Source organism: Actinopolymorpha cephalotaxi (assembly GCF_013408535.1).
Classification (GTDB): domain Bacteria; phylum Actinomycetota; class Actinomycetes; order Propionibacteriales; family Actinopolymorphaceae; genus Actinopolymorpha; species Actinopolymorpha cephalotaxi.
This window is the reverse complement of the sequence record NZ_JACBZA010000001.1, coordinates 218,240-243,306: the sequence shown is the minus strand read 5'-3', so window position 1 is coordinate 243,306 and position 25,067 is coordinate 218,240. Positions and strand designations below refer to the sequence as shown.

At 72.4% G+C, this 25,067-nt stretch carries 20 protein-coding genes; 11 read left to right on the top strand and 9 right to left on the bottom strand.

Translation table 11 applies throughout. The features are described from left to right. Window positions 1–28 precede the first annotated feature (28 nt). The gene (locus tag FHR37_RS01020; RefSeq protein ID WP_092881226.1) at window positions 29–511 is read left to right on the top strand and encodes an Lrp/AsnC family transcriptional regulator; all 483 of its coding nucleotides are present in this window, start codon (window positions 29–31) and stop codon (window positions 509–511) included. Beyond that, a complete protein-coding gene (gene nudC, locus FHR37_RS01015) occupies window positions 499–1,434 on the top strand; it encodes an NAD(+) diphosphatase (RefSeq protein ID WP_092881224.1) in 936 nt (311 codons plus the stop codon). The genes FHR37_RS01020 and nudC overlap by 13 nt, the downstream gene beginning before the upstream one ends. 47 nt (window positions 1,435–1,481) lie before the next feature. On the opposite strand, the gene FHR37_RS01010 is transcribed toward nudC, so the two are convergent. After that, complete coding sequence (locus FHR37_RS01010) at window positions 1,482–4,700, bottom strand: bifunctional cytochrome P450/NADPH--P450 reductase (protein ID WP_092881828.1); 3,219 nt, start codon at window positions 4,698–4,700, stop codon at window positions 1,482–1,484. 98 nt (window positions 4,701–4,798) lie between these two features. Between FHR37_RS01010 and FHR37_RS01005 the strand changes: the two genes are divergently transcribed. Then, window positions 4,799–5,488 (top strand): TetR/AcrR family transcriptional regulator, encoded by a 690-nt coding sequence (locus tag FHR37_RS01005; protein ID WP_092881222.1) that lies wholly within the window; start codon window positions 4,799–4,801, stop codon window positions 5,486–5,488. Window positions 5,489–5,599: 111 nt separating this feature from the next. On the opposite strand, the gene FHR37_RS01000 is transcribed toward FHR37_RS01005, so the two are convergent. Further along, window positions 5,600–7,048 (bottom strand): NAD(P)/FAD-dependent oxidoreductase, encoded by a 1,449-nt coding sequence (locus FHR37_RS01000; RefSeq protein WP_092881220.1) that lies wholly within the window; start codon window positions 7,046–7,048, stop codon window positions 5,600–5,602. Window positions 7,049–7,240: 192 nt separating this feature from the next. Between FHR37_RS01000 and FHR37_RS00995 the strand changes: the two genes are divergently transcribed. The 4 genes from FHR37_RS00995 (at window position 7,241) to FHR37_RS00980 (ending at window position 12,275) form a co-directional block, all read left to right on the top strand. Beyond that, window positions 7,241–7,675, top strand: a complete 435-nt coding sequence (locus FHR37_RS00995) for a DUF1275 family protein (protein WP_092881218.1) — start codon at window positions 7,241–7,243, stop codon at window positions 7,673–7,675. A gap of 14 nt (window positions 7,676–7,689) precedes the next feature. Then, a complete protein-coding gene (locus tag FHR37_RS00990; protein WP_175542353.1) occupies window positions 7,690–7,836 on the top strand; it encodes a hypothetical protein in 147 nt (48 codons plus the stop codon). Window positions 7,837–8,005: 169 nt separating this feature from the next. After that, window positions 8,006–9,478: a glutamate synthase subunit beta gene (locus FHR37_RS00985; protein WP_092881216.1), complete on the top strand. Its 1,473-nt coding sequence runs from the start codon at window positions 8,006–8,008 to the stop codon at window positions 9,476–9,478. 151 nt (window positions 9,479–9,629) lie between these two features. Then, window positions 9,630–12,275, top strand: a complete 2,646-nt coding sequence (locus tag FHR37_RS00980) for a Tex family protein (protein WP_275936391.1) — start codon at window positions 9,630–9,632, stop codon at window positions 12,273–12,275. A 13-nt stretch (window positions 12,276–12,288) separates the two neighbouring features. On the opposite strand, the gene FHR37_RS00975 is transcribed toward FHR37_RS00980, so the two are convergent. Next, on the bottom strand, window positions 12,289–12,987 hold the full coding sequence (locus tag FHR37_RS00975; protein WP_175542352.1) for a DUF402 domain-containing protein: 699 nt from the start codon (window positions 12,985–12,987) through the stop codon (window positions 12,289–12,291). Between the two features lie 234 nt (window positions 12,988–13,221). Here FHR37_RS00975 and FHR37_RS00970 point away from each other — a divergent pair, with 234 nt between their 5' ends. From FHR37_RS00970 to FHR37_RS00960, 3 genes are all read left to right on the top strand, one after another. After that, window positions 13,222–15,027, top strand: coding sequence for a M15 family metallopeptidase (locus FHR37_RS00970; RefSeq protein WP_139238818.1), 1,806 nt, complete (start codon window positions 13,222–13,224; stop codon window positions 15,025–15,027). Window positions 15,028–15,030: 3 nt separating this feature from the next. Further along, entirely contained in the window at window positions 15,031–15,807 is a 777-nt protein-coding gene (locus FHR37_RS00965) for a hypothetical protein (protein WP_092881210.1), read from the top strand. 188 nt (window positions 15,808–15,995) lie between these two features. Then, window positions 15,996–17,381 (top strand): M15 family metallopeptidase, encoded by a 1,386-nt coding sequence (locus tag FHR37_RS00960; protein WP_092881208.1) that lies wholly within the window; start codon window positions 15,996–15,998, stop codon window positions 17,379–17,381. 52 nt (window positions 17,382–17,433) lie between these two features. Here FHR37_RS00960 and FHR37_RS00955 read toward each other — a convergent pair whose 3' ends face one another. Beyond that, window positions 17,434–19,605, bottom strand: a complete 2,172-nt coding sequence (locus tag FHR37_RS00955; RefSeq protein WP_092881824.1) for a prolyl oligopeptidase family serine peptidase — start codon at window positions 19,603–19,605, stop codon at window positions 17,434–17,436. Between the two features lie 8 nt (window positions 19,606–19,613). Next, complete coding sequence (locus tag FHR37_RS00950) at window positions 19,614–20,417, bottom strand: TetR/AcrR family transcriptional regulator (RefSeq protein ID WP_202817904.1); 804 nt, start codon at window positions 20,415–20,417, stop codon at window positions 19,614–19,616. Between the two features lie 145 nt (window positions 20,418–20,562). On the opposite strand from FHR37_RS00950, the gene FHR37_RS00945 reads away from it, so the two are divergent. Continuing rightward, window positions 20,563–21,039 (top strand): YrdB family protein, encoded by a 477-nt coding sequence (locus FHR37_RS00945; RefSeq protein WP_092881206.1) that lies wholly within the window; start codon window positions 20,563–20,565, stop codon window positions 21,037–21,039. Between the two features lie 9 nt (window positions 21,040–21,048). Here the strand turns inward: FHR37_RS00945 and FHR37_RS32850 are convergent, their stop codons facing one another. From FHR37_RS32850 to FHR37_RS32845, 4 genes are all read right to left on the bottom strand, one after another. Next, complete coding sequence (locus FHR37_RS32850) at window positions 21,049–21,867, bottom strand: VOC family protein (RefSeq protein WP_175542351.1); 819 nt, start codon at window positions 21,865–21,867, stop codon at window positions 21,049–21,051. A 93-nt stretch (window positions 21,868–21,960) separates the two neighbouring features. Then, window positions 21,961–22,986, bottom strand: coding sequence for an aspartate-semialdehyde dehydrogenase (locus tag FHR37_RS00935; RefSeq protein WP_092881202.1), 1,026 nt, complete (start codon window positions 22,984–22,986; stop codon window positions 21,961–21,963). A 113-nt stretch (window positions 22,987–23,099) separates the two neighbouring features. Beyond that, window positions 23,100–23,690: a hypothetical protein gene (locus FHR37_RS00930; RefSeq protein ID WP_092881200.1), complete on the bottom strand. Its 591-nt coding sequence runs from the start codon at window positions 23,688–23,690 to the stop codon at window positions 23,100–23,102. Further along, window positions 23,687–25,060, bottom strand: a complete 1,374-nt coding sequence (locus FHR37_RS32845) for a DUF58 domain-containing protein (RefSeq protein WP_237768581.1) — start codon at window positions 25,058–25,060, stop codon at window positions 23,687–23,689. The genes FHR37_RS00930 and FHR37_RS32845 overlap by 4 nt, the downstream gene beginning before the upstream one ends. Window positions 25,061–25,067 lie beyond the last annotated feature (7 nt).

Genomic DNA, 25,067 nt, shown 5'->3' with positions numbered 1-25,067 from the left:
GAACGAACACCGATGCCCGAGGTGATCCATGGACTCGATCGACACCACGTTGCTCTCCCGCCTGCAGGAGGACGCCAGTCAGCCCTACGCGGCCCTGGCCGAGGCGGTCGGCCTGTCGAGCGCTGCGACGCACGAGCGGGTGCGCAAGCTCCGGGAGCGAGGAGTGATCAGGCGGACGACCATCGAGCTCGATCCGACCGCCCTCGACCGAGGCGTCCTCGCGTTCGCGATGGTCGAGGCCACCTCCTGGCTGGGCGGCGCCGAGACCGGAGAGGCCCTGCGCGCGCTCCCGTGGATCGAGGAGGCGCACATCGTGGCCGGGAGCGCGTCGTTGTTCGTGAAGGTCAGGGCCGCCACGACCAAGGAGCTCCAGGAGGTGCTGCGCCGCATCTACGACATCGACGGGGTGACGGGTACGCAGACGATCGTGGTGCTGGAGACCTTCTTCGAGCGTCCGGTGCATCCCGATCCGACGATCGCGGTGGACGAGGAGGGCGCATGGCATCGCTGACAGGGACCGCGCCGCCCGTGGTCCTGCCCTACAGCGGCGGGCGGCTCGACCGGGCGGCCGAACTCCGCACGGACCCCGACTGGGTGCGCGACCTCCTCGGGCGGCCCGAGACCCGGCTGATCACGACCTGGCGGGACCGCTTCCTGGTCGACGGCACCTCGGTCCGGCCCGCGTGGCGACAGGGTGCGTCGGCCCGATCCCTGCTCGACCTCTGCGACGAGCCGGTCCTGCTGGGCCTGGACTCCGGGACGGGGGTGTTCGCCGGCGACCTTTCCGTTCGTACGGAGGAGGAGGCCGTCACCGCGGTCGGCGCGACGGCGACTCTCGACCTGCGGTCGTTCGCCTGGACCCTGCCGGCCCACGAGGCGAGCACCCTCGCCTACGCCCGGGGGCTCCACCACTGGCACCGCAACCAGCGGTTCTGCGGCACCTGCGGAGAGCAGACCACTGCCTGCGAAGCCGGGCACGCCCGGCGGTGTCCGGGATGCGACCGGCTCTGGTTCCCCCGGATCGAGCCGGCCGTGATCGTGCTCGTCGAGGCACCCGATCGCACGCGGTGCCTGCTGCTCCGCCATCGGCACGCCGCCCCCGGGAGCTTCTCCACGCTGGCGGGCTTCGTCGAGGTCGGCGAGAGCCTGGAGGACGCCGTGCACCGTGAGGTGGGCGAGGAGGTCGGCCTGCGGTTGGCCGAGCTGCGCTACCTGGCTTCCCAGGCCTGGCCGTTCCCCGCCGGCCTGATGCTCGGATACCGCGCCCGGGCCTCGGCCGAGACGGTCGCGGTCGACGGCACCGAGGTGGTCGAGGCCCGGTGGTTCACCCCCGCGCAGGTGCGCGACCAGCAGGCGGCGAGCACGCGTGACCACCCGCCCGACTCGATCGAGCACTTCCTCATCGACGACTGGCTGCGCGAGCATCCGGCCTGACGCACGAACGCCTGACGTGCCGGCACCCGGCGAGACGGCCGGACCCGTCAGGCGAAGACGTCCTGCTGGTAGCGGCCGTCCCGCTCGAGTCCGGCCAGCCACTCCTCGGCGTCCACACCGGACCCGCCCGCGTTCCTGCGGAAGATCTCCAGCAGGGCCGCACGCACCGCCGGCGCCATCCGCGCGCCGTCGCCGCACACGTAGAAATGACCGCCGTCGGCGAGGGCCGCCCACACCGCGTCGCCCTGCGCCAGCACCGCGTCCTGCACGAATCGGTACGGATGGCCGGGCACCGCCGAGTACGCCGCGTGCACGGTCACCACGCCGGACCGCTCCCACTCCGCGAACTCCGCGCCGTAGAGCCAGTCGTGCTCGGGGTGCCGGCAACCGTAGAACAACAACGCCGGGCCGACCCGCTCTCCCGCGGCCGACAAGGTGGCCCGTTCCTCGACGAAGCCACGCAGCGGCGCGATGCCGGTCCCCGGGCCCACCAGCACCATCGGCGTGGCCGGGTCGGCCGGCGGCTCGAACGCCGGGGCCGGCGTCCGCACGTAGCCGTAGACCACGTCGCCGGGCTCCAACCGCGCGAGGTACTGCGAGCACAGCCCGCGGTACTCCCCCGTGCCCGCCCAGGCCGGACCCTCCACCAGGCCGACCGTCAACCGCGGCCTGCGCGGGTCGACCGCGGGCGAGGAGGAGATGGAGTAGAACCGCGGCCGGATCGGACCGGCCAGCTCCAGGAACGCCGCGAGCGGCAACTCCACCGCCGGGAAGCGTTCCAGCAGGCCGAGCACCGACACCCGCTTGGCCAGGATCTCGTCGGCGTACCGCTGCTGCGCCTCCGGCTCCTCACCGCACAGCCCCTCGATCTCGCGCGTGGTCCACGGGCAGCCGGTGTGTCCGAGCAGCGTGCGCAGCTGCGCCCTGGTGGCCACCTCCTGCAGTTCGACGAACTCCGTGAGCAGCAGCTCCACCGGCACCGGAACCCCGACCGGCAGGTGGGTGCGCCGGCCGTCCTCCTGGGACAGCCGGACCACCTGGTCGGGTCGCACCCGCAGCTGCCGCATCGCCCAGGCCACCAGCTCCGGATCGTTCTTCGCGAACACCGCGAGGTGGTTGCCGGTCCGGTACGTCACTCCCTCGGGGAGTTCGAGCACCACCGAGCGGGCCGCCGGTCGGGGCGCCTCCAGGGCGAAGTCCCACAGGCCGGTCGCGTCGGCGACCAGATCCTCGCTGCTCACGACCGTGAGCGGGACGGCCTGCTCGGACACCACGGAGGGCCGGATGTCGGCCTCGGTGAGCACCTCCAGGCGGTAGCGCGGGCCTGCCGCGGCACTGGTGTCCGCGCCGTACTCCCGTGCCAGCGCGGTCCACAGCTCACCCAGCCAGGCCTCCGCCATGCCGTCGAAGTCACCGGCCGCGTCGGCCTCACCGCGCGGCACCACCGCGGTCGCGCCGGCGGCGAGCAGCCCGGCCTCCACCCTTCTGGGAAAGGCCTGGTAGGTCGCCCACTGGGTGTTGCCGGCGCCCAGCACCGCGAACTTCAACCCCGCAAGGGATCCGGGCGCCAGCCCACCGCCGTCCAGCAGGTGGTCGAAGCGCTGCGCGTTGTCGGGCGCCTTGCCGTTGTAGCTCGCGGTGACAGCGACCAGCAGGCCGTCGGCGGGTACGTCCCCGGCGAGTTCGTCCAGCGTGCACAGCGTGGTCTCGAACCCGGACTGGCGGGCCCGCTCGGCCACCACGTGCGCGAGATCCTCGGTGCTGCCGAGATTGGAGCCGTACGCCACCCGCAGCGAAACCCCCACCGCCCGCACGTCCAACGTGGACGAGGCCGCCGCGGCACCGGCCTCGCCCGAGTCCTCCGCAGCCGCGACCGGGACCGCCCGCTCGTGCGGACGGCGCTCACGCACCCGTACGGTGAAACCCTCCGGCTTGATCGTCAACGTCTGCTTGACATGCATCCGGTAGGAGTGCGGGTCGGACAGCGCGAACCTCCGCAGCAGCAGGGCGAGCGCCAGCCGGGCCTCGGTGAGCGCGAACTGCCGGCCGATGCACGCCCGCTCGCCGTTGCCGAACGGCTTGTACGCGTGTGGGTGGTGCTCGGCCTTGCGCTCGGGCAGCCACCTGTCGATGTCGAACTCCTCCGGCCGCTCCCACGCACCCGGGTGCGTGTGCAGCGGGGCGAGCAGGACGCTGATCTTCTGCCCCTTCGCGACCGGATACCGCCCGCCGAGCACGGTGTCCTCGTACGCCGTGAGCCCGATGCCCGGAATCGGCGACCACAGGCGCAGCGTCTCATCGAGGATGCGCGGGATGACGTCCAGCTTCATCACGGTCTCGTACGTGGGAAGGCTGTCACCCGGCAGCAGCCGGTCGACCTCGGCGTAGGCCTGGGCGAGCACGTGCGGGTTGCGCAGCAGCAGGTACAGCGCGAACGACAACAGTCCGCTGGTGGTCTCGTGGCCGGCGATGAGGAACGTCAACACCTGGTTGCGGATGTTCTCGTCACTCAGACGCTCGCCGGTGACGGGGTCCGCGGCGTCCAGCATCAGGCCGAGCAGGTCGCTGCCACCGGTGCGTCCCTCGGCGCGGCGTTCGCGGATCACCTCGTCGACGAGGTTCTGCATGGTCTGGATGTCGTCGCGGTACGCACGGTCCTGCCCGCGGCGCATGCTGGTGACGAACGGCAGCTGGCGCATCCGCGTCATCGCCTCGACCAGCGCGTTGCCCATCGCCTGCAGGAACGGGTGCAACTCCTCGGCGTCGAAGGAGTTGAAGCGGTGGCCGAACCCGGTGAGGGAGATCGTGTCCAGGGCGAGCCGGGTCATGTCCTCGGCCATGTTGAGGTCGGCGCCCTGCCGGTGCTGCCACTTGCCGACGAGTTGCTCGGCGACCTCGAGCATCTGCGGGAAGTACGCCTTCATCGAGCGCTGACCGAAGGCCGGCATCAGGATCCGGTGCGCCTGGCCCCACGACGGCTCGTCAGACCGGGCGGTGAACAGCCCGTCACCGGCGAAGTCCCGGACGTGGCTGAGCGGCGGGTCGATCGGCTTGTGGAAGCGGGACTCGTCACACACCTCGGCCACCAGGTCGGGGTCGTGGACGAAGATCACCTGCCGGCCGGCGAGCTCCAGCCGGAAGATCCCCTCGGGATACTCCCGCGCCAGGGCGGCGAAGTGGGCGCTCGGCCCGTCGGCGGGCACCTGGAAGGTGTTGCCGAGCACCGGGACGCCACGCGGGCCGGGAATGGGGAGCAGGTCGGCCATGATCGTCACTTCCTCGTCGGGTTCGGGCCGCCCGGACGGACAGCCATACACCGTATGATCGTCTTACCATACACCGTATGGCTGATACGGTACGAGCCATGGTCATCAGGTCAGGCCGGCCCCGGCAGGCGCGGGAGCGCGAGCAGGCGCGGGAGCCCGAGCAGGCGAAGTCGCCGGAGAGCCGGGAGACCAAGGCGGCGCGGGCGGTTCGGAAGGAACCGCCCCACCTCACGCCCGAGCTCATCCACGCCACGGCGCTCGCGATGGTCGACGCCGACGGCATCGAGGGCCTGAGCATGCGCAAGCTCGCCGCCGCGCTGGACGTCAACCCGATGTCGCTCTACCACCACGTGCCGAACAAGGCGGCGCTGCTGCTGGGCATCTCCCAGCTGGCCGTTGCCGACCTGCGGATCGCGCCGGCGCGGGACGACACGCCCTGGCCGCGGCAGCTGCGCCAGATCGGGCACAGCTTCCGCGCGCTCGCCCACCAGCACAGCAACCTGATCGTCTACCTGCTGGCGCACCCGGGGTTCATCCAGCGCGAGGGACCGCTGTGGGGGGCGCTGTGTCACACGTTGCGGCGCGCCGGTCTTCCCGACGCCGAGGTAGGCCGGATCGGCAACGTGCTGTTGACGTTCGTCTCCGGCTTCGTCCTTGCCGAGATCAACGGCTCACTGGGTGACCTGCTCGACTCCGGCGACGCGGCGGAGATCGACCGCGGCTTCGAGGCCGGGCTGGACATCCTCGTCGCCGGCCTGGCCGCGCACGGCGCCTCGCCCGCGACCTGACGCGGGACCGACCCGGCCCGGCGCGAGCCGAAGGCGAGCTGAACGCGAGCTGCTCGCGAGCTGCTCGCGAGCTGATCCAGGCTGACCCGGGCTGACCTGGGCTGACCTGGGCTATCGCGCCGCCAGCGCGGCGGCGAGCTCCTCGTCGGACGGGTCGGGCAACGGAGGCCGTTCGACGCTCGCCAGGATCTCCCGCACCCGGCGCACGACCGCCGGGTCAGCCAGGATCTCCTCGGCCGGGGTGAGCATGCCGAGCAGCCGGACCTGGGCGCGGAACAGGTCGGGGTCGAAGCCGGCCGCCTGACGCAGCGAGGCCAGATCGACCCGCCCGTCCGCCGAACCACCCGAACCACCCGAACCACCCGGCCCAGCCGAACCACCCGGCTCCGCAGGCGTACGCCGGAGTTCCCTCCGCAGCGCGGCCAGCCGGGCGGCGTCGATCGCGGCCTGGTCGGCGAACCACGGCTCGATCCGGGTGGACGTCAACTCGTCCATCACCTTGGTGAGCTCCTCGACCGGATACTCCCCCACGGCGTCCGCCAGGTGGATCACCTGCTGCAGGGCGAACGCGATCCCGCGGGCGAACGTCGGGTTGGTGGTGCACAGCGAGTCGCCGACGGCGAGGATCCCGGTCGCGACGGGTACGCCGTCCACCACGAGCCGGCGCAGCGTGTTGTGCAGATCCCCCATCGGGTAGACGCCTGTCTCCGGCTCCATCACGTCCAGCCAGGCGGCGGCCTGCGGCACGGTGCGCGCGACGGCGGTGAAGACCGCGGGATCCCGTACCGCCTTGAACGCACGGTCCTCCGCCGGCGGCACGAGGCACATCCCCACCGTGTCGTGGTCGCAGCCGAACATCGCCAGCATGAACCTGCGCATCGGGAGGTTCACCATCATCGCCGGTGAACCGGGCAGCGTGGCGCCGGGCCGCAGCCGGTAGTAGCGGGTGTAGTAGGCGACGCCGCACTCGGCGGCGGTGAGCTCGGTGGGGCGCGCGCCGATCCCGCGCAACCACTGGTCGATGCGGGTACGCCGGCCGGACGCGTCCACCACCAGGTCCGCCTCGACGATCCCGGCGTCGGTGGTCACCCCGGTGACCCGCGGCGGGTCACCGGCGGCCGCCGTCAGGCCGGTGACCCGGACATCCGACCGCACGTCGACGCCCGGCTCCGCGGCGACCGAACGCCGGATCACCCAGTCGATCGTCGAACGCCGGAACAACAACATCGTGAGCTCGTCGTCGCCCGGCCGCGGCGACCGGTCGGCCAGGGTCGGTGGCATCTGCTGGGCGAGGGGATACTCCACGACACCGGCGTCCAGCCAGCCCGCGTACACGTCGGGAAGATGCCGGCGTACGGGCAACCACCCCAACGGCCGGATCACGTGCAACTGGACGATCTGGGGCGCACCGGCGCGGAACGCCGTCGCCGCGGCGGCCTCCGGGTCGCCGGCCGGCGTCAGGTCGTCGCGGTCGAGCACGACCACCTCGTGCCCGCGCCTGCCGAGAAGCATCGCCGCGACCAGCCCGGCCAGGCTGCCGCCGACCACCGCGATCCGCATGGCGGACCTCCCACTCGGACATCGCCCCGGCGTACGGCCCCGTACCGTCGACCACGGCGGCGGTGTCCATGGGGAACGTACATAGTGGCCGGCCGGTGCCGCAACGACCGAACGGCAACGATGCGGACTCGGGCGGCGGCCTCTCCCGGTATGCCCCGCACCCGACCGGGTTGTGGAATCGTCGGTGGCGACATGACCGAACCTCCCCGACCGCCCGGGCCGCCACCGGCCTTGCCCGCGCGAACGCCCCCGCCTCCGCACCGCCCACCGCCTCCGCACCGCCCACCGCCTCCGCCGACGCCGGCGCTCACCCTGCTGGCCCTGGGGTCGGGTGCGACCGACGCGCTCAGCTTCGCAGCCCTCGGTGGCGCCTTCACCAGCGTGATGACCGGCAACCTCGTACTCACCGGACTCGCCGCCGGAAAGGCCAAGCCGGCAGGGGATCTGCTGCCGTCGATCCTCGCCATCGCCGCGTTCGTCACCGGCGTGTTCCTCGTGTCCCGCCTGCTGCGCGCCGCGCGGTCCGGCCCGCAGGACCCGTGGCCGCCGCGGATCACCGTGGCGCTGGCGATCACGGCGGTCGCCCAGGGCTGCGTACTCACCGGCTGGCTGGTCACCGCCGGGTAGCCCTGCTGCTGGCGGTGGTGGCCGGCGCGGCCGGGGAGTCGGTGCTGCTGACCCATGCGCACCGGCTCGCCCCGGTGCTGCAGGTGAGCGCCGCCGTCGCGGTGGTGGCCCTCGGCCTGGTGCGCGACCTTCGCCAGAGACGGTCGGCGCGTACCGGCTGAAAGCCCTTGTAGGGAAGCGAATCCGCGAACCCGGACCGATTCGTACGAGCGTCGCGGAACGGACCGGCCGCAAGCTCCCGCGCTAGCATCGACAGGACGTACGCACTGTCAACGCCGGCTTGCGCGAGCCCAGACCCAGCCTGGAACCAGTCCGGACCCAGCCCAGATCATGCCTGCCGAACCCTGGGGATTCCTGCACCACGCACGCGTGGAGTTCCGCAAGCGGCCGATCGCCGAACGCCTGCGGGACTGGCGGGCCGTGCTCCAACTGCCGCTGACCGAGACCGCACGCACCCAGGCGGCGCGGTGCATGGACTGCGGGGTGCCGTTCTGCCACGCCGGCTGCCCGCTCGGCAACCTCATACCGGAGTGGAACGAGTACGTCGCGCGCGGGGAGTGGCACCGCGCCCTGGACTCCCTGCACTCCACCAACAACTTCCCCGAGTTCACCGGCTGGCTGTGCCCCGCGCCCTGCGAACCCGCCTGCGTCCTCGCCATCAACGCGAGCCCGGTCAGCATCAAACAGGTCGAGCTGGCGATCATCGAACACGCCTGGGCGCGGGACTGGGTGCGCCCGTGCCCGGCGCCGATCCGAACCGGTCGGCGGGTCGCGGTGGTGGGTTCGGGTCCGGCGGGCCTGGCCGCCGCGCAGCAACTGGCCCGCGCGGGCCACGACGTCCACGTGTTCGAACGCGACGATCGGATCGGCGGCCTGCTGCGGTACGGCATCCCGGACTTCAAGCTGGAGAAGCGGGTCGTCGACCGGCGGCTCGGCCAGCTCGCCGCGGAGGGCGTGCGGTTCCGGCCCGGCGTCGACGCCGGAACCGACGTGTCCGGTGAGTGGCTGCGGGCACGCTACGACGCCGTCGTCCTCGCGGTCGGAGCGCTGCGGCCACGCGAGGTGGACCTGCCCGGACGCGGACTCGCCGGGGTCCACCAGGCGATGGACTACCTGCCGCAGGCCAACCGGGTCGCGGCCGGCGACCTGCGTACGCCCACCATCGACGCGTACGGCCGCCACGTCGTCATCATCGGCGGTGGGGACACCGGGGCCGACTGCCTGGGTACGGCGAACCGGCAGGGCGCGGTGGAGGTCCGCCAGCTCGACCACAATCCGCGGCCACCCGAACTCCGCGACGACGACACCAACCCCTGGCCGCAGTGGCCCAGGGTGCACCGGGTCTCCCCCGCGCACGAGGAGGGCGTGGTGGAGGACTGGTCCCGCGAGGTGGTCGCCTTCGCCGGTGACGAGCAGGGTCACGTACGCCGGGTGCGGACGGCGGTGGTGGAGCGCCGGTTCGACGCGCACGGTCACCGGTGGTTCCACGTCGTACGCGACAGCGAGGAGGACCTGCCCGCCGAGCTCGTGCTGCTGGCCGCCGGGTTCGTCGGGCCCGACACGGTACCGCTGCTGGACCAGCTGGAGGTCCAGCTCGACCCGCGTACCGGCACGGTCCTGGTCGACGACGAGTGGGAGACGACCGCGCCGGGTGTCTACAGCTGCGGGGACGCCCAGCGAGGCGCGAGCCTGGTGGTGTGGGCGATCGCGGAGGGCCGGGCCTGCGCGGCACGGGTGGACCGCGCCCTCACCGGACGCGGTGTGCTGCCCGAACCGGTGGCGCCGTCCAGCCGGCCCCTCTGAGCAGGTACGTCGGGCCGGGCTGTGGACGGCCGGCCGCGGCTGGGGGTGGCGCCTGGCACGATGCTCTGAACACGCCCGCCCCAGGCCGGCACCGCTGACCAACAGCCCGGTGCGGCCGTACGAACGTCGTGCACGCGAAGTGGAGCTACACGTGACCGAAGCCTCCGAGGCAGCCCCCAACCCGGCCCAGCCGCCGACCGAGACGCCGACCGAGACGTCGGCACAGCCGTCGGCTCAGCCGGCCCGGACGCCGGGACAGCCGGGACAGTCCCCGGCCCAGTTGGCCACCGCCCTCAACCAGCGGATCGCCGAGGAGCTCGGTGTCCGCGAGGGGCAGGTGCGGGCCGCGGTGGAGCTGCTCGACGGCGGGGCCACCGTGCCGTTCATCGCGAGATACCGCAAGGAGGTGACCGGCACCCTCGACGACGCGCAGCTGCGCACGCTGGAGGAGCGTCTGCGTTACCTCCGTGAGCTGGAGGAACGCCGCGCCGCCGTCCTCGACTCGATCCGCGAGCAGGGCAAGCTGGACCCGGAGCTGGAGGCGCGGATCCTGGCGGCCGAGTCCAAGGCGCGGCTGGAGGACATCTACCTCCCCTACCGGCCCAAGCGGCGGACCAAGGCGCAGATCGCCCGCGAGGCCGGGCTCGAGCCGCTCGCCGACGCGCTGCTGGCCGACCCGTCGCTGGATCCGCGGGAGACCGCTGCCGGCTACGTCGACGCCGACCGGGGTGTGGCCGACGCCGGTGCCGCGCTGGACGGCGCCCGGTCGATCCTGGTCGAGCGGTTCGCCGAGGACGCCGACCTGATCGGCGAGCTCCGCGAGCTGGTGTGGTCGCGCGGCGGGCTGGTGACGAAGGTACGCGCCGGCAAGGAGGAGGCCGGAGCGAAGTTCGCCGACTACTTCGACTTCGCCGAACGGTTCACCTCGCTGCCGTCCCACCGGGTGCTGGCCGCGTTCCGCGGCGAGAAGGAGGAGGTTCTCGACCTCACGCTGGAGCCGGACGAGCCGACCGCGTCGACCGGTGACGGGCCGGGGGCGCCCGAGCTCGCCGCGGCGGGCCGCACCGCGTTCGAGGCCCGGATCGCCGACCGCTACTCCATCGTCGACCAGGGCCGGCCCGGCGACAGCTGGCTGGCCGACACCGTGCGGTGGGCCTGGCGTACGCGAATCCTGGTGCACATCGGCATCGACCTGCGGATGCGGCTGCGCCAGGCCGCCGAGGACGAGGCGGTCCGGGTGTTCGCGGCCAACCTGCGCGACCTGTTGCTCGCCGCTCCGGCCGGCACCCGGCCGACCATGGGTCTCGACCCGGGCCTGCGCACCGGCGTGAAGGTCGCGGTCGTCGACGGCACCGGCAAGGTGGTGGCGACCGACACCATCTACCCGCACGTGCCCGCCCGGCGCTGGGACGAGTCACTGGCCACGCTCGCCCGGCTGGCGCGTGAGCACCACGTCGAGCTGATCGCGATCGGCAACGGCACCGCCTCCCGGGAGACCGACAAACTGGCCGAGGACCTCATCCGCCGGCAGCCGGAGCTCACGCTCACCAAGGCGGTGGTGTCCGAGGCCGGTGCGTCCGTCTACTCCGCCTCCGCGTACGCCTCCGCCGAGCTGCCCGGAATGGACGTCTCCCTGCGCGGCGCGGTGTCCATCGCCCGCCGGCTGCAGGACCCCCTCGCGGAGCTGGTGAAGATCGACCCGAAGTCGATCGGCGTCGGGCAGTACCAACACGACGTGTCCGAGACCAAGCTGTCCCGCTCCCTCGACGCGGTGGTCGAGGACTGCGTCAACGCGGTCGGCGTCGACGTCAACACCGCGTCCGCACCGTTGCTCACCCGGGTGTCCGGCATCACCGAGGCGCTCGCCGCCAACGTCGTGGCACACCGCGACGCGCAGGGGCCGTTCCGATCCCGGCGGGCGCTGAAGGACGTTCCCCGGCTCGGGCCGAAGGCGTTCGAGCAGTGCGCGGGCTTCCTGCGCATCCCGCAGGGCGACGACCCGATCGACTCCTCCAGCGTGCACCCGGAGTCCTACCCCGTCGTACGCCGGATCCTGGCCTCGGTCGGCGGCGACCTGCGGGGCCTGATCGGCAACACCTCGACCCTGCGCGGGCTGAAGCCGTCGGACTTCGTGGACGAGACGTTCGGCCTGCCGACCGTCACCGACATCCTCGCCGAACTGGAGAAGCCGGGCCGGGACCCGCGGCCGGCCTTCCGCACCGCGACGTTCGCCGAAGGGGTGGAGGAGCTCACCGACCTCGTGCCCGGGATGGTGCTCGAAGGAGTGGTGACCAACGTCGCGGCGTTCGGCGCGTTCGTCGACGTGGGCGTCCACCAGGACGGCCTGGTGCACGTGTCGGCGATGTCGAAGAACTACGTCAAGGATCCGCGCGAGGTCGCCAAGCCCGGCGACATCGTGAAGGTCAAGGTGCTCGAGGTCGACGTCGCCCGCAAGCGGGTGTCGCTCACCCTGCGGCTCGACGACGAGGTCGGCGGCGAAGCTTCCGGCGGCACGCGGCCGGGTGGTTCGAGGTCTGGTGCGTCGAAGCCCGGCGGTTCGAGGTCTGGTGGCTCGAGGTCTGGTGGTTCGAGATCCGGTACGCCGCGATCGGGTGCGCCGCGGTCCGGTGGATCGAAGCCGGGCGGGGAAGCGCGTTCGGACCGCGGGCGGCGGGACGACCGCGGCTCGGGTCGGCGCGACGACTCCGGCCAGCGCGGCGGCACCGACACCGCACTGGCGGATGCCCTGCGGCGTGCGGGCCTGGTCGACAACGACCAGCGCGGGAAGAAGCGGTAGCTCCGGGGCTCCCTCAGACCGGTGGCCGGGCGGACCACGCCGATCCGTCCGGCCGGTAGGCAGGCGGGAGGGCCGGGAATGGCCACGCCGGGTCCGGTCGCCAGTGCAGCCACCTCGCCTCGAACGGACCGGTGCGAGCCTTCGCATGCGCCAGCACGGCGTGCGCGTGGTCTTCCAGGGTGCCGAGCAGTTCGCGGTCGAGCACACCCCGGCGGACCGCCTCGTCGAAGTCCTCGCGGTCTTTCCAGGCCCACGAGCCGTCCGGGCGTACCTGCACGTCGAGCACGAGGTCCATCGTCTGGATGCCGTCGGCCGTCCGCGTCGGCGGGAGCTCCAGGTTGACGTACCACCCGCGAAACTCCCCCGTCGCGGTCCACACGAGGATGACCCGCGCCCAGGTGTCCGGTGCGAAGAAGTGCAGTGTGCTCAGGTCGATCGATCGCTCGACGACCTTGTACACAAGGGTTTCCATCGCGAGCAGCTTGCACTCCGAACGCGAGACGTCCTCGCGCCCGGGGACGCCGACACTGCTCGCGTAGGTCGCGGTCGTACCGGCGGGAACGTGGGTGACGCACCAGTCGCCGTCCTCGACGACCACGTGCGGCACGGCACTCCACAGCTGGTCGCGCCAGCGTTCCTCGACGACCAGCGGTGTTCCCGGCCGCCAGGCGTCAGGGGAGTCAGAGGTGTCAGAGGTGTGCTGGAAAGGCATCGGATCAGTCCTCCGATTCTTCCGCGGAAGAATCCGGCACGTGTCGGACCTGGGCGCTAGACTCCACATCCCCCAAGCCGCCGCGAGTTCTTCCACCGGAGAACGCCACTCGCACGCAACGATCTTCGCGGCCCGGGAGTACTACCTTGCACGACCGGGCCGGTGTGCGCACCTGCCCTCCTGGGGTCCGCCGGTTTCGGGCGCGGCCTGACGAGATCTGGTGAAGGGGAGCACATGAACGCCGTTCGCGTCCGAGCGCGGCTGCACGCCAAGGCGGTGGCCGCACTCACCGGTGCGGTCCTGGTCGGAGCAGGCGTACTCGCGCCGTCGGCAGGCGCGACACCCGTCGCGCCGACACCGACGCCGACCGCAACCCCCACCGCATCGCCGACACCGACCGCCGCCCCGACGCCGGACCCCACCGGCACCGCCACCCCGACGCCCACGCCCACCCCCACCGCCGACAAGCAGCCCGCGCCGAAGGATCCCGCGACCGCGACCGCGGCCGACGCCGCCGCCGCGATCGAGGCCCGCTACCAGACACTCGGCGGGAGCACCGGCGTCCTTGGCGCCGCCACCTCGGCGGTCACCGCCGTCACCGGTGGCTACGTCCGCAGGTTCGAGCACGGCAGCATCTACTACTCCGACTCGACCGGCGCCTGGGACGTCCGCACCGGCCCGATGCAGAACTACTACGACTACCTGGGCGCCCAGCAGAGCAAGCTCGGCTTCCCGACCGGCGCGCAGTATGCCGGTGCGACGGCGGGAGCCCTGGTCCAGCGCTTCACCGGCGGACGCATCTACTACTCCGCGGCCACCGGCGCACGCGGCGTCTACGGCCCGCTGCTGGCGCGCTACCTCGCCCTCGGCGGCGAGGCCGGCAAGCTCGGCCTGCCCACCCACGGCGAGGGGTCGGCGCAGCCCGCCGGCGCCCGGCTCAGCGCGTTCGAACACGGCCGCATCTACTGGTCGTCGTCGACCGGCGCATGGGACCTGACCGGCGTGATGGAGGCCTACTTCGTCAAGCTCGGCGGTTCGGGAAGCCCGCTGGGTCTGCCCACCGGCGCGGCCTACTCGGCGCCGGGCGGCGTCACCGTGCAGAACTTCGTCAAGGGCCGGGTCTACCACTCCGGGACCACCGGCGCGCAGGGCGTCTACGGCGCGACCCTCACCCGCTACCTCCAGCTCGGCGGATCGAGCGGCGTCCTCGGCCTGCCCACCGTGGCCGAGAAGGCCGGCAAGAAGGCGGGCTCCCGGGTCACCGTTTTCAGGAATGGCCGAATCTGGTACTCCAGCACGACCGGTGCCCGTGAGGTTCGCGGCGTCACCCTCGCGCGCTACCTCTCGATCGGCGCCGAGGCGTCTCGGATCGGCCTGCCGAACACCTACCACAAGCCGACGTCGTACGGCGACTGGCAGGGCTTCGAGTACGCCGCGATGAAGTACTACTCCTCGACGAAGAAGGCCTATGTCCGGATGCCGTTCACGGTGACGTCGAGGACGCCGAGCGCCTCCGACATCCCCTACACCTACCGCAGCGGCTGCCCGGTCGGGCCGTCGTCGCTGCGGATGCTGAAGGTGACCTTCCGGAACTTCTCCAACGACGACCAGTACGGCACGATCGTGGTGCGTTCGACCGTCGTCGGCGACATCACCGCGATGTACCGCGCGGCCTACGACAACGGCTGGCCGTTCCGCCGGGTCAACCCGGTCGACGTCTACCAGGGTGACGACATCAAGGCGATGGCCGCCGACAACACCTCGGCCTTCAACTGCCGCAAGGTGACCGGCAACCCGTACAAGCTTTCCCAGCATTCTTACGGAAATGCCATCGACATCAACACCTACGAGAATCCGTACGTCACCGCGTCCAACGTCTACCCTGAGGGTTCGGACACGTATCTCAACCGTGGCAACAAGCGCAAGGGAATGATCCTTCGCGGTGACCCGGTCGAGTCCACGCTGCGAAGCCGGGGCTGGCCGTGGGGCGCCCGCTGGAGCTACCCCGACTACCAGCACTTCTCCGAGAACGGCGGCTGAGCAGTGCAGCGAACCCGACAACTCCTCGCCGGCCTGGCCATCGGCGGACTCGCCCTGGCCTGCGCCGCCTGCGGGTCCCCGGCGACGGACACCACCAACGCCGCCGAGGGCACCAGGACGGCCAAGCCCACCGCGGCCGCGGACCAGGCGCGCGCCAAGGCCGCCGATCCGCCCATGCCCACGCCGCCCGCCACCACGGCCGGGCCGCTCACCCGAAAGAACCTCCCCGCTGCCGACCGGCTCGGGTCGGGCTTCAAGCCCTACACCGAGCCGGACGCTCCCGAGGAGGGGTTCGTCTCCAACGGTCAGCCGGTCCGCCAGCGTGACCCGAAGGAGGTCGCGGCGTCGATCGTGCCGCTGGGATGTCCCGGCGTCGACCAGCTGCCGCCGCTGCCGGTCCCGGCGAACGCACTGGAGCAGACCTACCGCGTTCCCGGGCGCCAGGCCGCGGTGGCGCTGGTCCTCGACTACCGCTCGGAGGCGTCGGCGGCGCGGTTCGTCGACGGGCTGGCGGACATCCTCGCCAAGTGCACCCCACCGTCGGCCAAGGCCAAGCTCCTCACCGCGAGGACGGTCGCCAAGCTGGACCGGCCGGACGCCCGGACGCTGTTCGACTCCCGGCACGACGAGGGCCCCCGCGCCACCCCGGGCTGGTGGGACGAGACCGTCGTACAGGAAGGGCGTCGAGTCGGCCTGGCCATCGTCCAGCGCGGAACCCGCGAGGCGAAGATCGACCACACCGCCCTCGCCGGTTACCTGAGGTCGCTCCTCACCCGCTGACCCACCACATCCGCTGACCCGCCACACCCGCCGACCTGCAACCTGACGCGGCGTCGCGACAGTAACCCCGGTCGCGGCGCCGCGTTTGCGTTTCCTCCTTTGGCCGCACGACCTGCTCAGGGCGTGTCAATCTCCGCATGACACGCACCTGACACCAGGTGCCGCATCGCACGTCGGGGGGACTGGCGATGAACGAGGAAACAACGCGTGCCGTCGGCAGACGTGCGGAGAGCAGACGTCCGGAACGCCGGCGTCCGGCGGCGGTCCGCGGAACGCTCCCGATCCTGCTGGTGCTCCTCACCTGTGTGCTGGGTCTGTTCCTGCCGCCGGGTTCGGCGCTCGCAGCGAGTGCGCCTGGTCCGGCGGTGACCCCGGAAGCCGCGATCGAGGCCCGCTACCAACAGCTCGGCGGCCCGGCCGGCGTGCTCGGCCCGGCCACGTCGCCGGTGGAGGCGGTCCCGAAGGGGTACCACCGCGTCTACGCCAACGGCCACATCTACTACTCCCCGGCCACCGGGGCGTGGGAGGTGCTCCAGCCCTTCCTCGCCTACTACCTCGGCCTCGGCGCCTCGGCCGGTGCCCTCGGCCTGCCGACCAGTACGGCGTACACCTCAGGACGTGGCGCCAGGGTGCAGAACTTCTACCACAGCAGGGTTTACTGGACCTCCGCGACCGGCGCACAGAGCGTCTACGGGCCGACGCTCGCGCGGTATCTCGCCCTGGGTGGCTCGGCCGGCTCGATGGGAGTTCCGACCGTCTCCGAACACGCCGGCAAGCGGCCGGGAGTACGCGTGACCGGCTTCTCCAGCGGCCAGATCTGGTACTCCCCGAGCACCGGCGCCCGCGAGGTACGCGGCTCGATCCTGGCGAAGTACCTCCGGCTCGGCGCCGAGGCGTCCTGGATCGGCATACCCACCGGCTACATGCGGGGCACGTCGTACGGCTACCGGCAGGACTTCCAGCACGCGTCCCTGCAGGCCATCCACAGGAGCAGAGGGGTCTTCATCCGGGTGTCGTTCGCCACCTCGGTACGCACCCCTCGAGCGAGGGACATTCCCTACACCTACCGCAGCGGTTGCCCGGTGCCGCCGTCCGGGCTGCGCATCATGACGGTGCCGTTCCGCAGCTTCAACGGTGACGACCACCTCGGCCGGATCGTCCTCCGCGCCGACGTGGTGAGCGCGATCCGGACCGTGTTCAGGTACGCCCACGCCAACGGGTGGGTGATCCGCAAGGTCTACCCGGTCGACAAGTACCGCGGCAGCGACGAGGCCTCGATGGCCGCCGACAACACCTCGGCGTTCAACTGCCGCAAGGTGACCGGCAACCCGTACAAGCTGTCCCAGCACTCCTACGGGAACGCGATCGACCTCAACACGTTCGAGAACCCCTACGTCACGGCGAGCCAGGTCTACCCGCCGGGCTCGGCCACCTATCTCGACCGTGGCAACGTGCGGCCGGGAATGATCGTGCGCGGCGACCCGGTGGAACGCACCTTCCGCGGGCTGGGCTGGCCGTGGGGCGCGCGCTGGGCCTACCCCGACTACCAGCACTTCTCCTCCAACGGCCGCTGACGTACGGCGCCGGCGCAGTGGCTGTCAACCCAAGCTTGCGCCGGCGATCCGGTCAGGACTTCGTGAGCTGCCGCCACAGGAACTCGTAGGAGAGTGCGTTGCGGAACGCCAGCTGCTCGTTGTCGGCCGCCGCACCGTGGCCGCCCTCGATGTTCTCGTACGACGCCACGTCGTAACCGAGGTCGCGCATCCGGGCGACCATCTTGCGGGCGTGCCCGGGGTGCACCCGGTCGTCGCGGGTCGAGGTCATGAACAGCGTGGGCGGGTACGGCTTGCCGGCACGGACGTTCTGGTAGGGCGAGTACTTCGAGAGGAAGGCCCAGTCGCCCTCGTCGTCGGGGTCGCCGTACTCCGCCATCCACGAGGCCCCGGCCAGCAGCCGGTGGTAGCGCTTCATGTCCAGCAGCGGAACCTGGCACACGATCGCGCCGAACAGCTCGGGATAGCGGGTGAGCATGACGCCCATCAGCAGGCCGCCGTTGCTGCCGCCCTGGGTGCCCAGCCGGGCGGGCTCGGTGATGCCGCGGGTCACCAGGTCGCGGGCGACGGCGGCGAAGTCCTCGTAGGCACGCGGGCGGTTCTCCCGCAGCGCGGCACAGTGCCAGCGCGGGCCGTACTCCCCGCCGCCGCGGATGTTGGCGACGACGTAGGTACCACCGCGGGCCAGCCAGGCCCGCCCGGTGGCGGCCTGGTAGCCGGGCAGGTTGGAGATCTCGAAGCCGCCGTAGCCGCCGAGCAGGGTCGGCGAGTCGGCTGCGGGCCGCTCCGGGCCGACCACGAAGTACGGCACCTGGGTGCCGTCGTCGGAGGTCGCGAACAACTGCCGCACCAGAAGGCCTTCGGTGCCGAACATCGCCGGGGCCTGCTTGACGGGTTCGAGGTCACCGTCGACCGTGCCGTACCGCAGCGTCGCCGGCTCGGTGTAGCCGCTGGTCTGCAGGAAGAACTCGTCGTCGTCGTGCGGGTCGGTGCCCACCTGCCCGACGCTGCCGAACTCGGGTACGCCGGACAGCGGCTGCCGTGTCCAGCCGGAGTTGACACCCTGAGTCTCGGCGCCGCCACCCGCGTCACCGGTCGCCGCCGGCGGGGTGAGCACCTCCAGCCGGCTCTTGACGTCCGAGAGCGTGTTGAGGATCAGGTGGTGGCGGGTCCACGCGGACCCGACCAGCGACGTGTGCTCGTCCGGCTCGAACAGCACTGTCAACGTGCGCTTGCCCGCCCGGAACTCCTCGAACGGCGCGGCCAGCAGGGCGCCCGCGGGATAGGTCGTCCCGTCGACCGTCCACGGCGTGCGGGTGACGACCATCAGCCAGTCACGCTCGACGTCGACCTCGGCGTCGTTGGGTACGTCGATCCGCTCCAGGTCGGCAGCGTCGGCAGCGCCAGCAGCGCCGGTGCCGGTGCCGGTGCGCAGATAGGTCTCGCCGCTGTAGAACTCGATCCGGCGCCGGACGAAGTCGCGTTCGTACCCCTCCGTAAAGTCGTGCCCGGCGTAGGCCAGCACGTCGTCGGGCTTGCCCTCGAAGACGGTCTCCGCCTCCGCCAGCGGGGTGCCGCGCCGCCATTCCTTCACGACGCGGGGATAGCCGGACGAGGTCAGCGAACCCGGCCCGAAGTCGGTGCCGACGTAGATGCGGTCGGCGTCGATCCAGCCGACGAAGCTCTTCGCCTCGGGCAGCTCGAACCCGCCCTCGACGAACGTGCGGGTCTGCAGGTCGTACTCGCGGACGACGGTCGCGTCCGCGCCGCCACGGGACAGCTCCACCAGCGCCAGCCGCAGCTCGGGGCGCAGCACCGGCGCACCCTTCCACACCCAGCTCTCGCCCTCGTCGGCGGCGAGCCGGTCGACGTCGAGGAGCACCTCCCACTCGGGGTGGTCGGTGCGGTAGGACTCCAGGGTGGTCCGACGCCACAGGCCGCGCGGGTGTTCGGCGTCCTGCCAGAAGTTGTAGAGCAGGCCGCCGCGGCGGGCGACGTAGGGGATCCGGTCGTCGGAGTCGAGCACCTCCCGGATCTGCGTACGCAACTCCTCGAACCGCTGCCCGGTGGCGAGGCCGGCAAGGGTCTCGTCGTTGCGCTCGCGCACCCAGGCCAGCGCCTCCTCGCCGGTGACGTCCTCCAGCCAGAGGTACGGGTCGGCGGCCTCCTCCCCTGACCCGGAGGTTTCGGGGGACGCGGAGGTCGCGGGCTGCTGGTCGTCGGCGGGCCGGGCGGCGTCAGTCATACCGGCCATTATGTCCGGGCGTCGAGCCCCACCACGTGGGCCATGAGGTCCACGGACGTGGCGAAGAACGGCGCGTCGTCGGTGAACGCCCCCTTCAGATGGCCGAAGAGCTCGAGGCTGACCGCGCCGAAGACCTGGGTCCAGGCGATCACGGACCGTATGAGGATCGTGTCCGGCAGGTCCTCCAGCCCGGTCGCCGCGGCGAGGTGCGCGGCCTGCGCGGCCATCTGCGCGGACAGGGCCGGCGCCTCGGCACCGGCGGGATCCCCGAGCGCCCCGGCCCCTTCCGGTGCACCGGTCTCCCTCAGGGCACCGGCCGCCCACGCGTCGCGGACGACCCCCAGCAGAAGGTACGGCAGCCGGGTGCCCGCCTCGATCGTCTCCTCGGGCGCGGCGTATCCGGGTACGGGCCAGCCGTAGACCAGGGCGTACTCGTGCGGGCTTTCGTGCGCCCAGCCCCTCACGGCGTGGCAGATCGCCCGCCACCGGCCGAGGAAGTCCCCGGCCGGCACCTTCGCCTGCGCCGCCTCGGCCCGGTCGGCGAGTGCGGCGTACGCGTCGATGATCAGCGCCGTCAGCAGCGCGTCCCGGCTGGGGAAGTAGCGGTACAGCGCCGACGACGCCACCTCGAGCTCACGGGCGACCGCGCGCATGGACAGGGCCGCGGCGCCCGACTCGGCGATCTGCCGGCCGGAGATGTCCAGGATGTCGCGGATGAACGCGGCCCGGGCACGCTCTCGCGGACCGGGGGCCTTCCTGGTGGCGCTCCTGGGCGTGGGGTTCTTCGGCGCGGCACTCCTGGGCGTGGGCACGGGCGCAGTCTGCCACAACCGTGAGCGTCGCTCTCTTTCGAGAGCACCGCTCTTGACAGTTCCCCCCTCGGCAGAGGACAGTGCTCTCAGGCGAGAGCACTGCTCTCGTTTTCTGATCCGGTTGGTACGAGAGACGAGGACTACCATGGCCGGCGGCATCACGACGAACAGCATCGCCACGAACGACATCGCAGCGAACGGCATCACCACGGCGGTCGCCCGGGTCAACTTCGCCGCCATCTTCGCGCTCGAACTCGCCGCACTCGGCGCCCTCGGCTACGCGGCATCGCGCGGGACGGCCCCGCTGGCGGTGCGGATCGCCCTCGGCATCGGCGTACCCCTCATCGCCGCTGTGTTGTGGGGCCTGTTCGCGGCGCCGAAGGCGCCGTTCGGCAACCCGGCCGTCATGGTCGCGGTGAAGGTGCTGGTGTTCGGGAGCGCCGCGATCGGGCTGGTTCTCACCGGCCACCGACCGCTCGGCGTGGCGTTCGCGGGCGTGGTCGTCCTCACCGCCGTACTGGCCCACGTCCTGCCGTCCCCCGACCCGACCAGCACGACCAGCACGACCAGCACGACCAGCACGGCCGACCACTCCGCTCCCGCCGCGCCCCCGACCCGGTGACAGCGAGGATCAGGCCGCGGACAGCGGGCCGGCCAGCCGGAACGAGATGCCGGCCGGATCGGCCACGCAGGCCAGCCGTCCGTGCGGGCTGTCCCAGGGTTCGCGTTCGACCCGCCCGCCCTGCCGGCGTACCTTCCCGACCGCCTGGTCGGTGTCGGCCACCGCGAAGTACGTGATCCACTGCGGCTCCACCTCGGTGGTCTCCCGCCGGCTGCACACGTCGTGCCCGCCGGCCTTCCAGACGGTGACGCCCGGGTCGGCCGGCGCCTGCGCGTCGTAGTCGAAGATCGCCCGGTAGAAGGCGTCGGCGACCGCGCCGTCAGGGGTGGCGAGCTCGTTCCAGGTCACCGCGCCCGGGTCGCCCCACAGCCCGGCGCCGGTGTGGCCGCGCCCGTGCCACATGCCGAACGTCGCACCGGTCGGGTCGGCGACGAACGCCATCCGCCCGCTGTCGGCCACGTCGACCGGCTGCACGATCAGCTTGCCGTCGTGCTGGGCGGCCACCCGGGCCGCGGCGTCGACGTCCGGCGTGGCGAGGTAGACGTTCCACATCGGGTGTGCGCCGTCGCCCGGCTGCGGAGGCATCAGCGCCGCGACCGGAATGTCGTTCAGCAGGCACATCGTGTAGTGGCCGTAGTCGCGGCCCTGGTCGGCGAACGCCCAGCCGAAGACCGAACCGTAGAAGCGGCGCGCCACCTCCAGGTCGGGCACCGTCGCGTCCACCCAGCAGGGGCTGCCGACGGCGAAGCTGCTCGGCTTGATCACGGTCTCCCCCTCGGCCGGCCCGTGGTGGCCGGCACGGGCGTGCGGCCACCACCAGCGTCGCACCGAGAGGGAATCCCCATGCCCGGAACGCGAACCGTCACCCCGGACGGAGGACGGGCGTTCCGGGCGGATCGCCCGAAGGCGGGCCCAGAAGGCTCAGCCGACCCGGGCCGCCAGGAGTTCGGCGATCTGCACGGTGTTGAGGGCGGCGCCCTTGCGCAGGTTGTCGTTCGACACGAACAGCGCCAGGCCGTGCTCGACCGTGGGATCGCGGCGCACCCGGCCGACGTAGGACGGGTCCTGACCGGCGGCGAGCAGCGGGGTGGGCACGTCCACCACCGTCACGCCGGGCGCCGCGGCGAGCAGCTCCAGCGCCCGGGCCGGGGTCAGCTCGCGCTCGAACTCGGCGTTGATCGACAGCGAGTGGCCGGTGAAGACCGGGACGCGTACGCAGGTGCCGGAGACGGGCAGGTCCGGGATGTCCAGGATCTTCCGGCTCTCGTTGCGCAGCTTCTGCTCCTCGCCGGTCTCGTAGCTGCCGTCGTCGACGAGGCTGCCGGCCAGCGGCAGGACGTTGAACGCGATCGGCTGGGCGAACTGCGACGGCGGCGGGAAGTCGACCGCGGCGCCGTCGAAGGTGAGGGCCGCGGCGTTGCCGGCGGTCTTGCGTACCTGCTCGTCGAGCTCGGTGACGCCGCTGCCGCCCGCGCCGGACACCGCCTGGTAGGTGCTGACGATCAGCCTGCGCAGCCCGGCCGCCTGGTGCAACGGCGACAGAACGGGCATGGCGGCCATCGTGGTGCAGTTGGGGTTGGCGACGATGCCCTTCGGGAGCGACGCCAGCGCGTGCGGGTTGACCTCGGAGACGACCAGCGGCACCTCGGGGTCCATCCGCCAGGCCGAGGAGTTGTCCACCACGACCGCGCCGTCGGCGGCGACCTTCGGCGCCAGCTGCTTCGACGTGGCGGCTCCGGCGGAGAACAGCACGACGTCCAGACCGGCGTACGACGCGGTCTCGGCGTCCTCCACGATCACCTCGCCGCCCAGCCACGGCAGCGCCCTCCCTGCCGACCGGGCGGAGGCGAAGAAGCGCACCTCCTCGACCGGGAAGCTGGCCTCGGCCAGCAACTGCCGCATGACTCCACCGACCTGGCCGGTGGCTCCCACTACTCCAACGCGCATGGTCGAAAGGCTACGAGGTCGCCCCCGGGCCCCGCACGGCGGTTTCGCACAGTGGGACCGGACCCCGACCGACCAGCCCCGGCCTGCCCAACCCAACCCAACCGGCCAGGCGATCACTCACCGGGCTCGGGGTCCGGGCCGGGCGCCCGGGCGTAGGCGACCACCCCCACCGCGAACAGGGCGAGGAGTACGCCGAGCACCGGGATCGCCACCGTGGGCGCGACCGGCAACCGGCCGGCCACCCCCAGGGCGAGGGCGGCGACCAGCGCGGTCCCGGCGACCACCGCCGCCCACCGGGTCAGCCAGCGGCGCAGCACCGAACCGGCGACCACCGCGTCCAGCGGGAGGACGGCCGCGAGCGCGCTGCCGGTGTGGTGGAGGTACGCCGCGCCGGCCAGCACGACCAGCGCCCACCAGGACCCGGAGGAGTCGAACGCCGTGGTGCGCACCAGCCAGCCCGCCATGGCGAGCAGCTCCAGCGCCAGCACGACCCAGGTGCCCGGCAGCACGGCCGGGACCAGCGCCAGCGCCGCGCAGATCAGCAGCGACAGCGGCCCGAGGACGGCGGCCGGCAGGACGAGTACGAGTGCCGCGAAGCCGCTCACCGCGACCACGGCCCGCACCAGCAGGGCGCCTCGCCGGACCCGTCGGGTGGCGTCCCCGACTCCGGTCAGCGCGTCCCGCAGCATCCCGGCGTAGCTCATCGCGGGGCCGCCGCTCGCCGGGAGACGTCGCGCAGCGCCTGGTCGAGGGAGCCGGCGCCGGCCCAGGTGACGGTGGGTACGCCGTGTTCGAGCAGCTGGGCGACGGTGTTGCGCCGTTCCAGCCGCCACAGCCCGAACGCCACCGGCGTCCAGGGGTTCTCCCGGTCCGGCCGGGCAGAGTCGGGCAGCGTGTCGACGGCGAGCACGGTCCGGCCGCTGCGTGCGAGCCGGGCCAGCAGCGCCACACTGCGGTGGTCGAGCAACGGCGTGAGGACCACCAGCAGCGCCTGCTGCGGCAGGATCTGCCGGGCGAAGATGCCGGCCGACGGATCGTGCGGACCCTCTCCCGCCCGGATGGCGAGCAGCCACTCCAGCGCGGCGACGAAGTGCCGGCGGCCGGAGCCGACCCGCAGGGCGCGGTTGCGGCCGCCGTACTCCAGCAGCCGCACCCGGTCGCCGCGGCCGAGGTAGTGCTGGGCGATCCCGGCGGCGGCCCGCACCGTCGTGTCGAGCACGCTCGGCGCGCCGTCGATGCCCTCCGAGCGGCCGGCCTCGTGGAGTACGTCGAGAACCAGCACGAGCTCGGCGTCCCGGTCGGACAGGGTTTGTGCGACGTGGAGTTCGCCGGTACGCAGGGAGGCGCGCCAGTCGATCCGCCGCAGCCGGTCACCGGGTGCGAACTGCCGGATGCCGGCCAGCTCGCCGCCCTCGCCGAACCGCCGGGACCGGTGCACACCCACCAGGCCGGCGGCGTTCGGCATCGCCTCGTCGGCGGCGAACGGCTCGGTGCGCGGGAACACGCGTACCGCAAGGGAGTCCGAGGTCACCGGGGCGCAGGTCAGCAGCCCGTCACAGGCCGCCGCGCGCACCCGCACGGGAGGAACGACGTAGCGGCCCCAGCGCGCGAGCTGTCCGGTGAGGGTGAACCGTGTGCCCGCGTCGGCCGGCACCGCGCCCGCGTGGGTGCGGGCGCGGGTCCGGTCGCGCAGCCAGGGCGGCTGCTCGCGTTGCACCAGTGCGACGTCGAAGGCGGCCCCGCGAGCCCGCACGTCGACCAGGACGTGCAGGTCGGCGCCCTCCACCAGGTCGCCCGCGACCGCCGGGTCCGCGCCCTCGGCGGCGCTCACCCCGACGACGGGCAGCCCGCGCGGCCGGCGCAGCAGCGCCGCCGACGTACCCACCGCGAACGGCGTGGCGAGCACCACCAGGTCCGCCCGGCCGGTGAGGACGGCGGCGACCAGCAGCGCGAGGGTGACCACCAGCGCGCGGCGCAACGCCGGCGTCGGCGACCAGCCCGGGGAGTCGCCGCCCGACGGCCGGAGACGATCCCGAAGACGAACCCGGAGGAGCTCCGGAAGGGGGATGCGCACGCCGGCC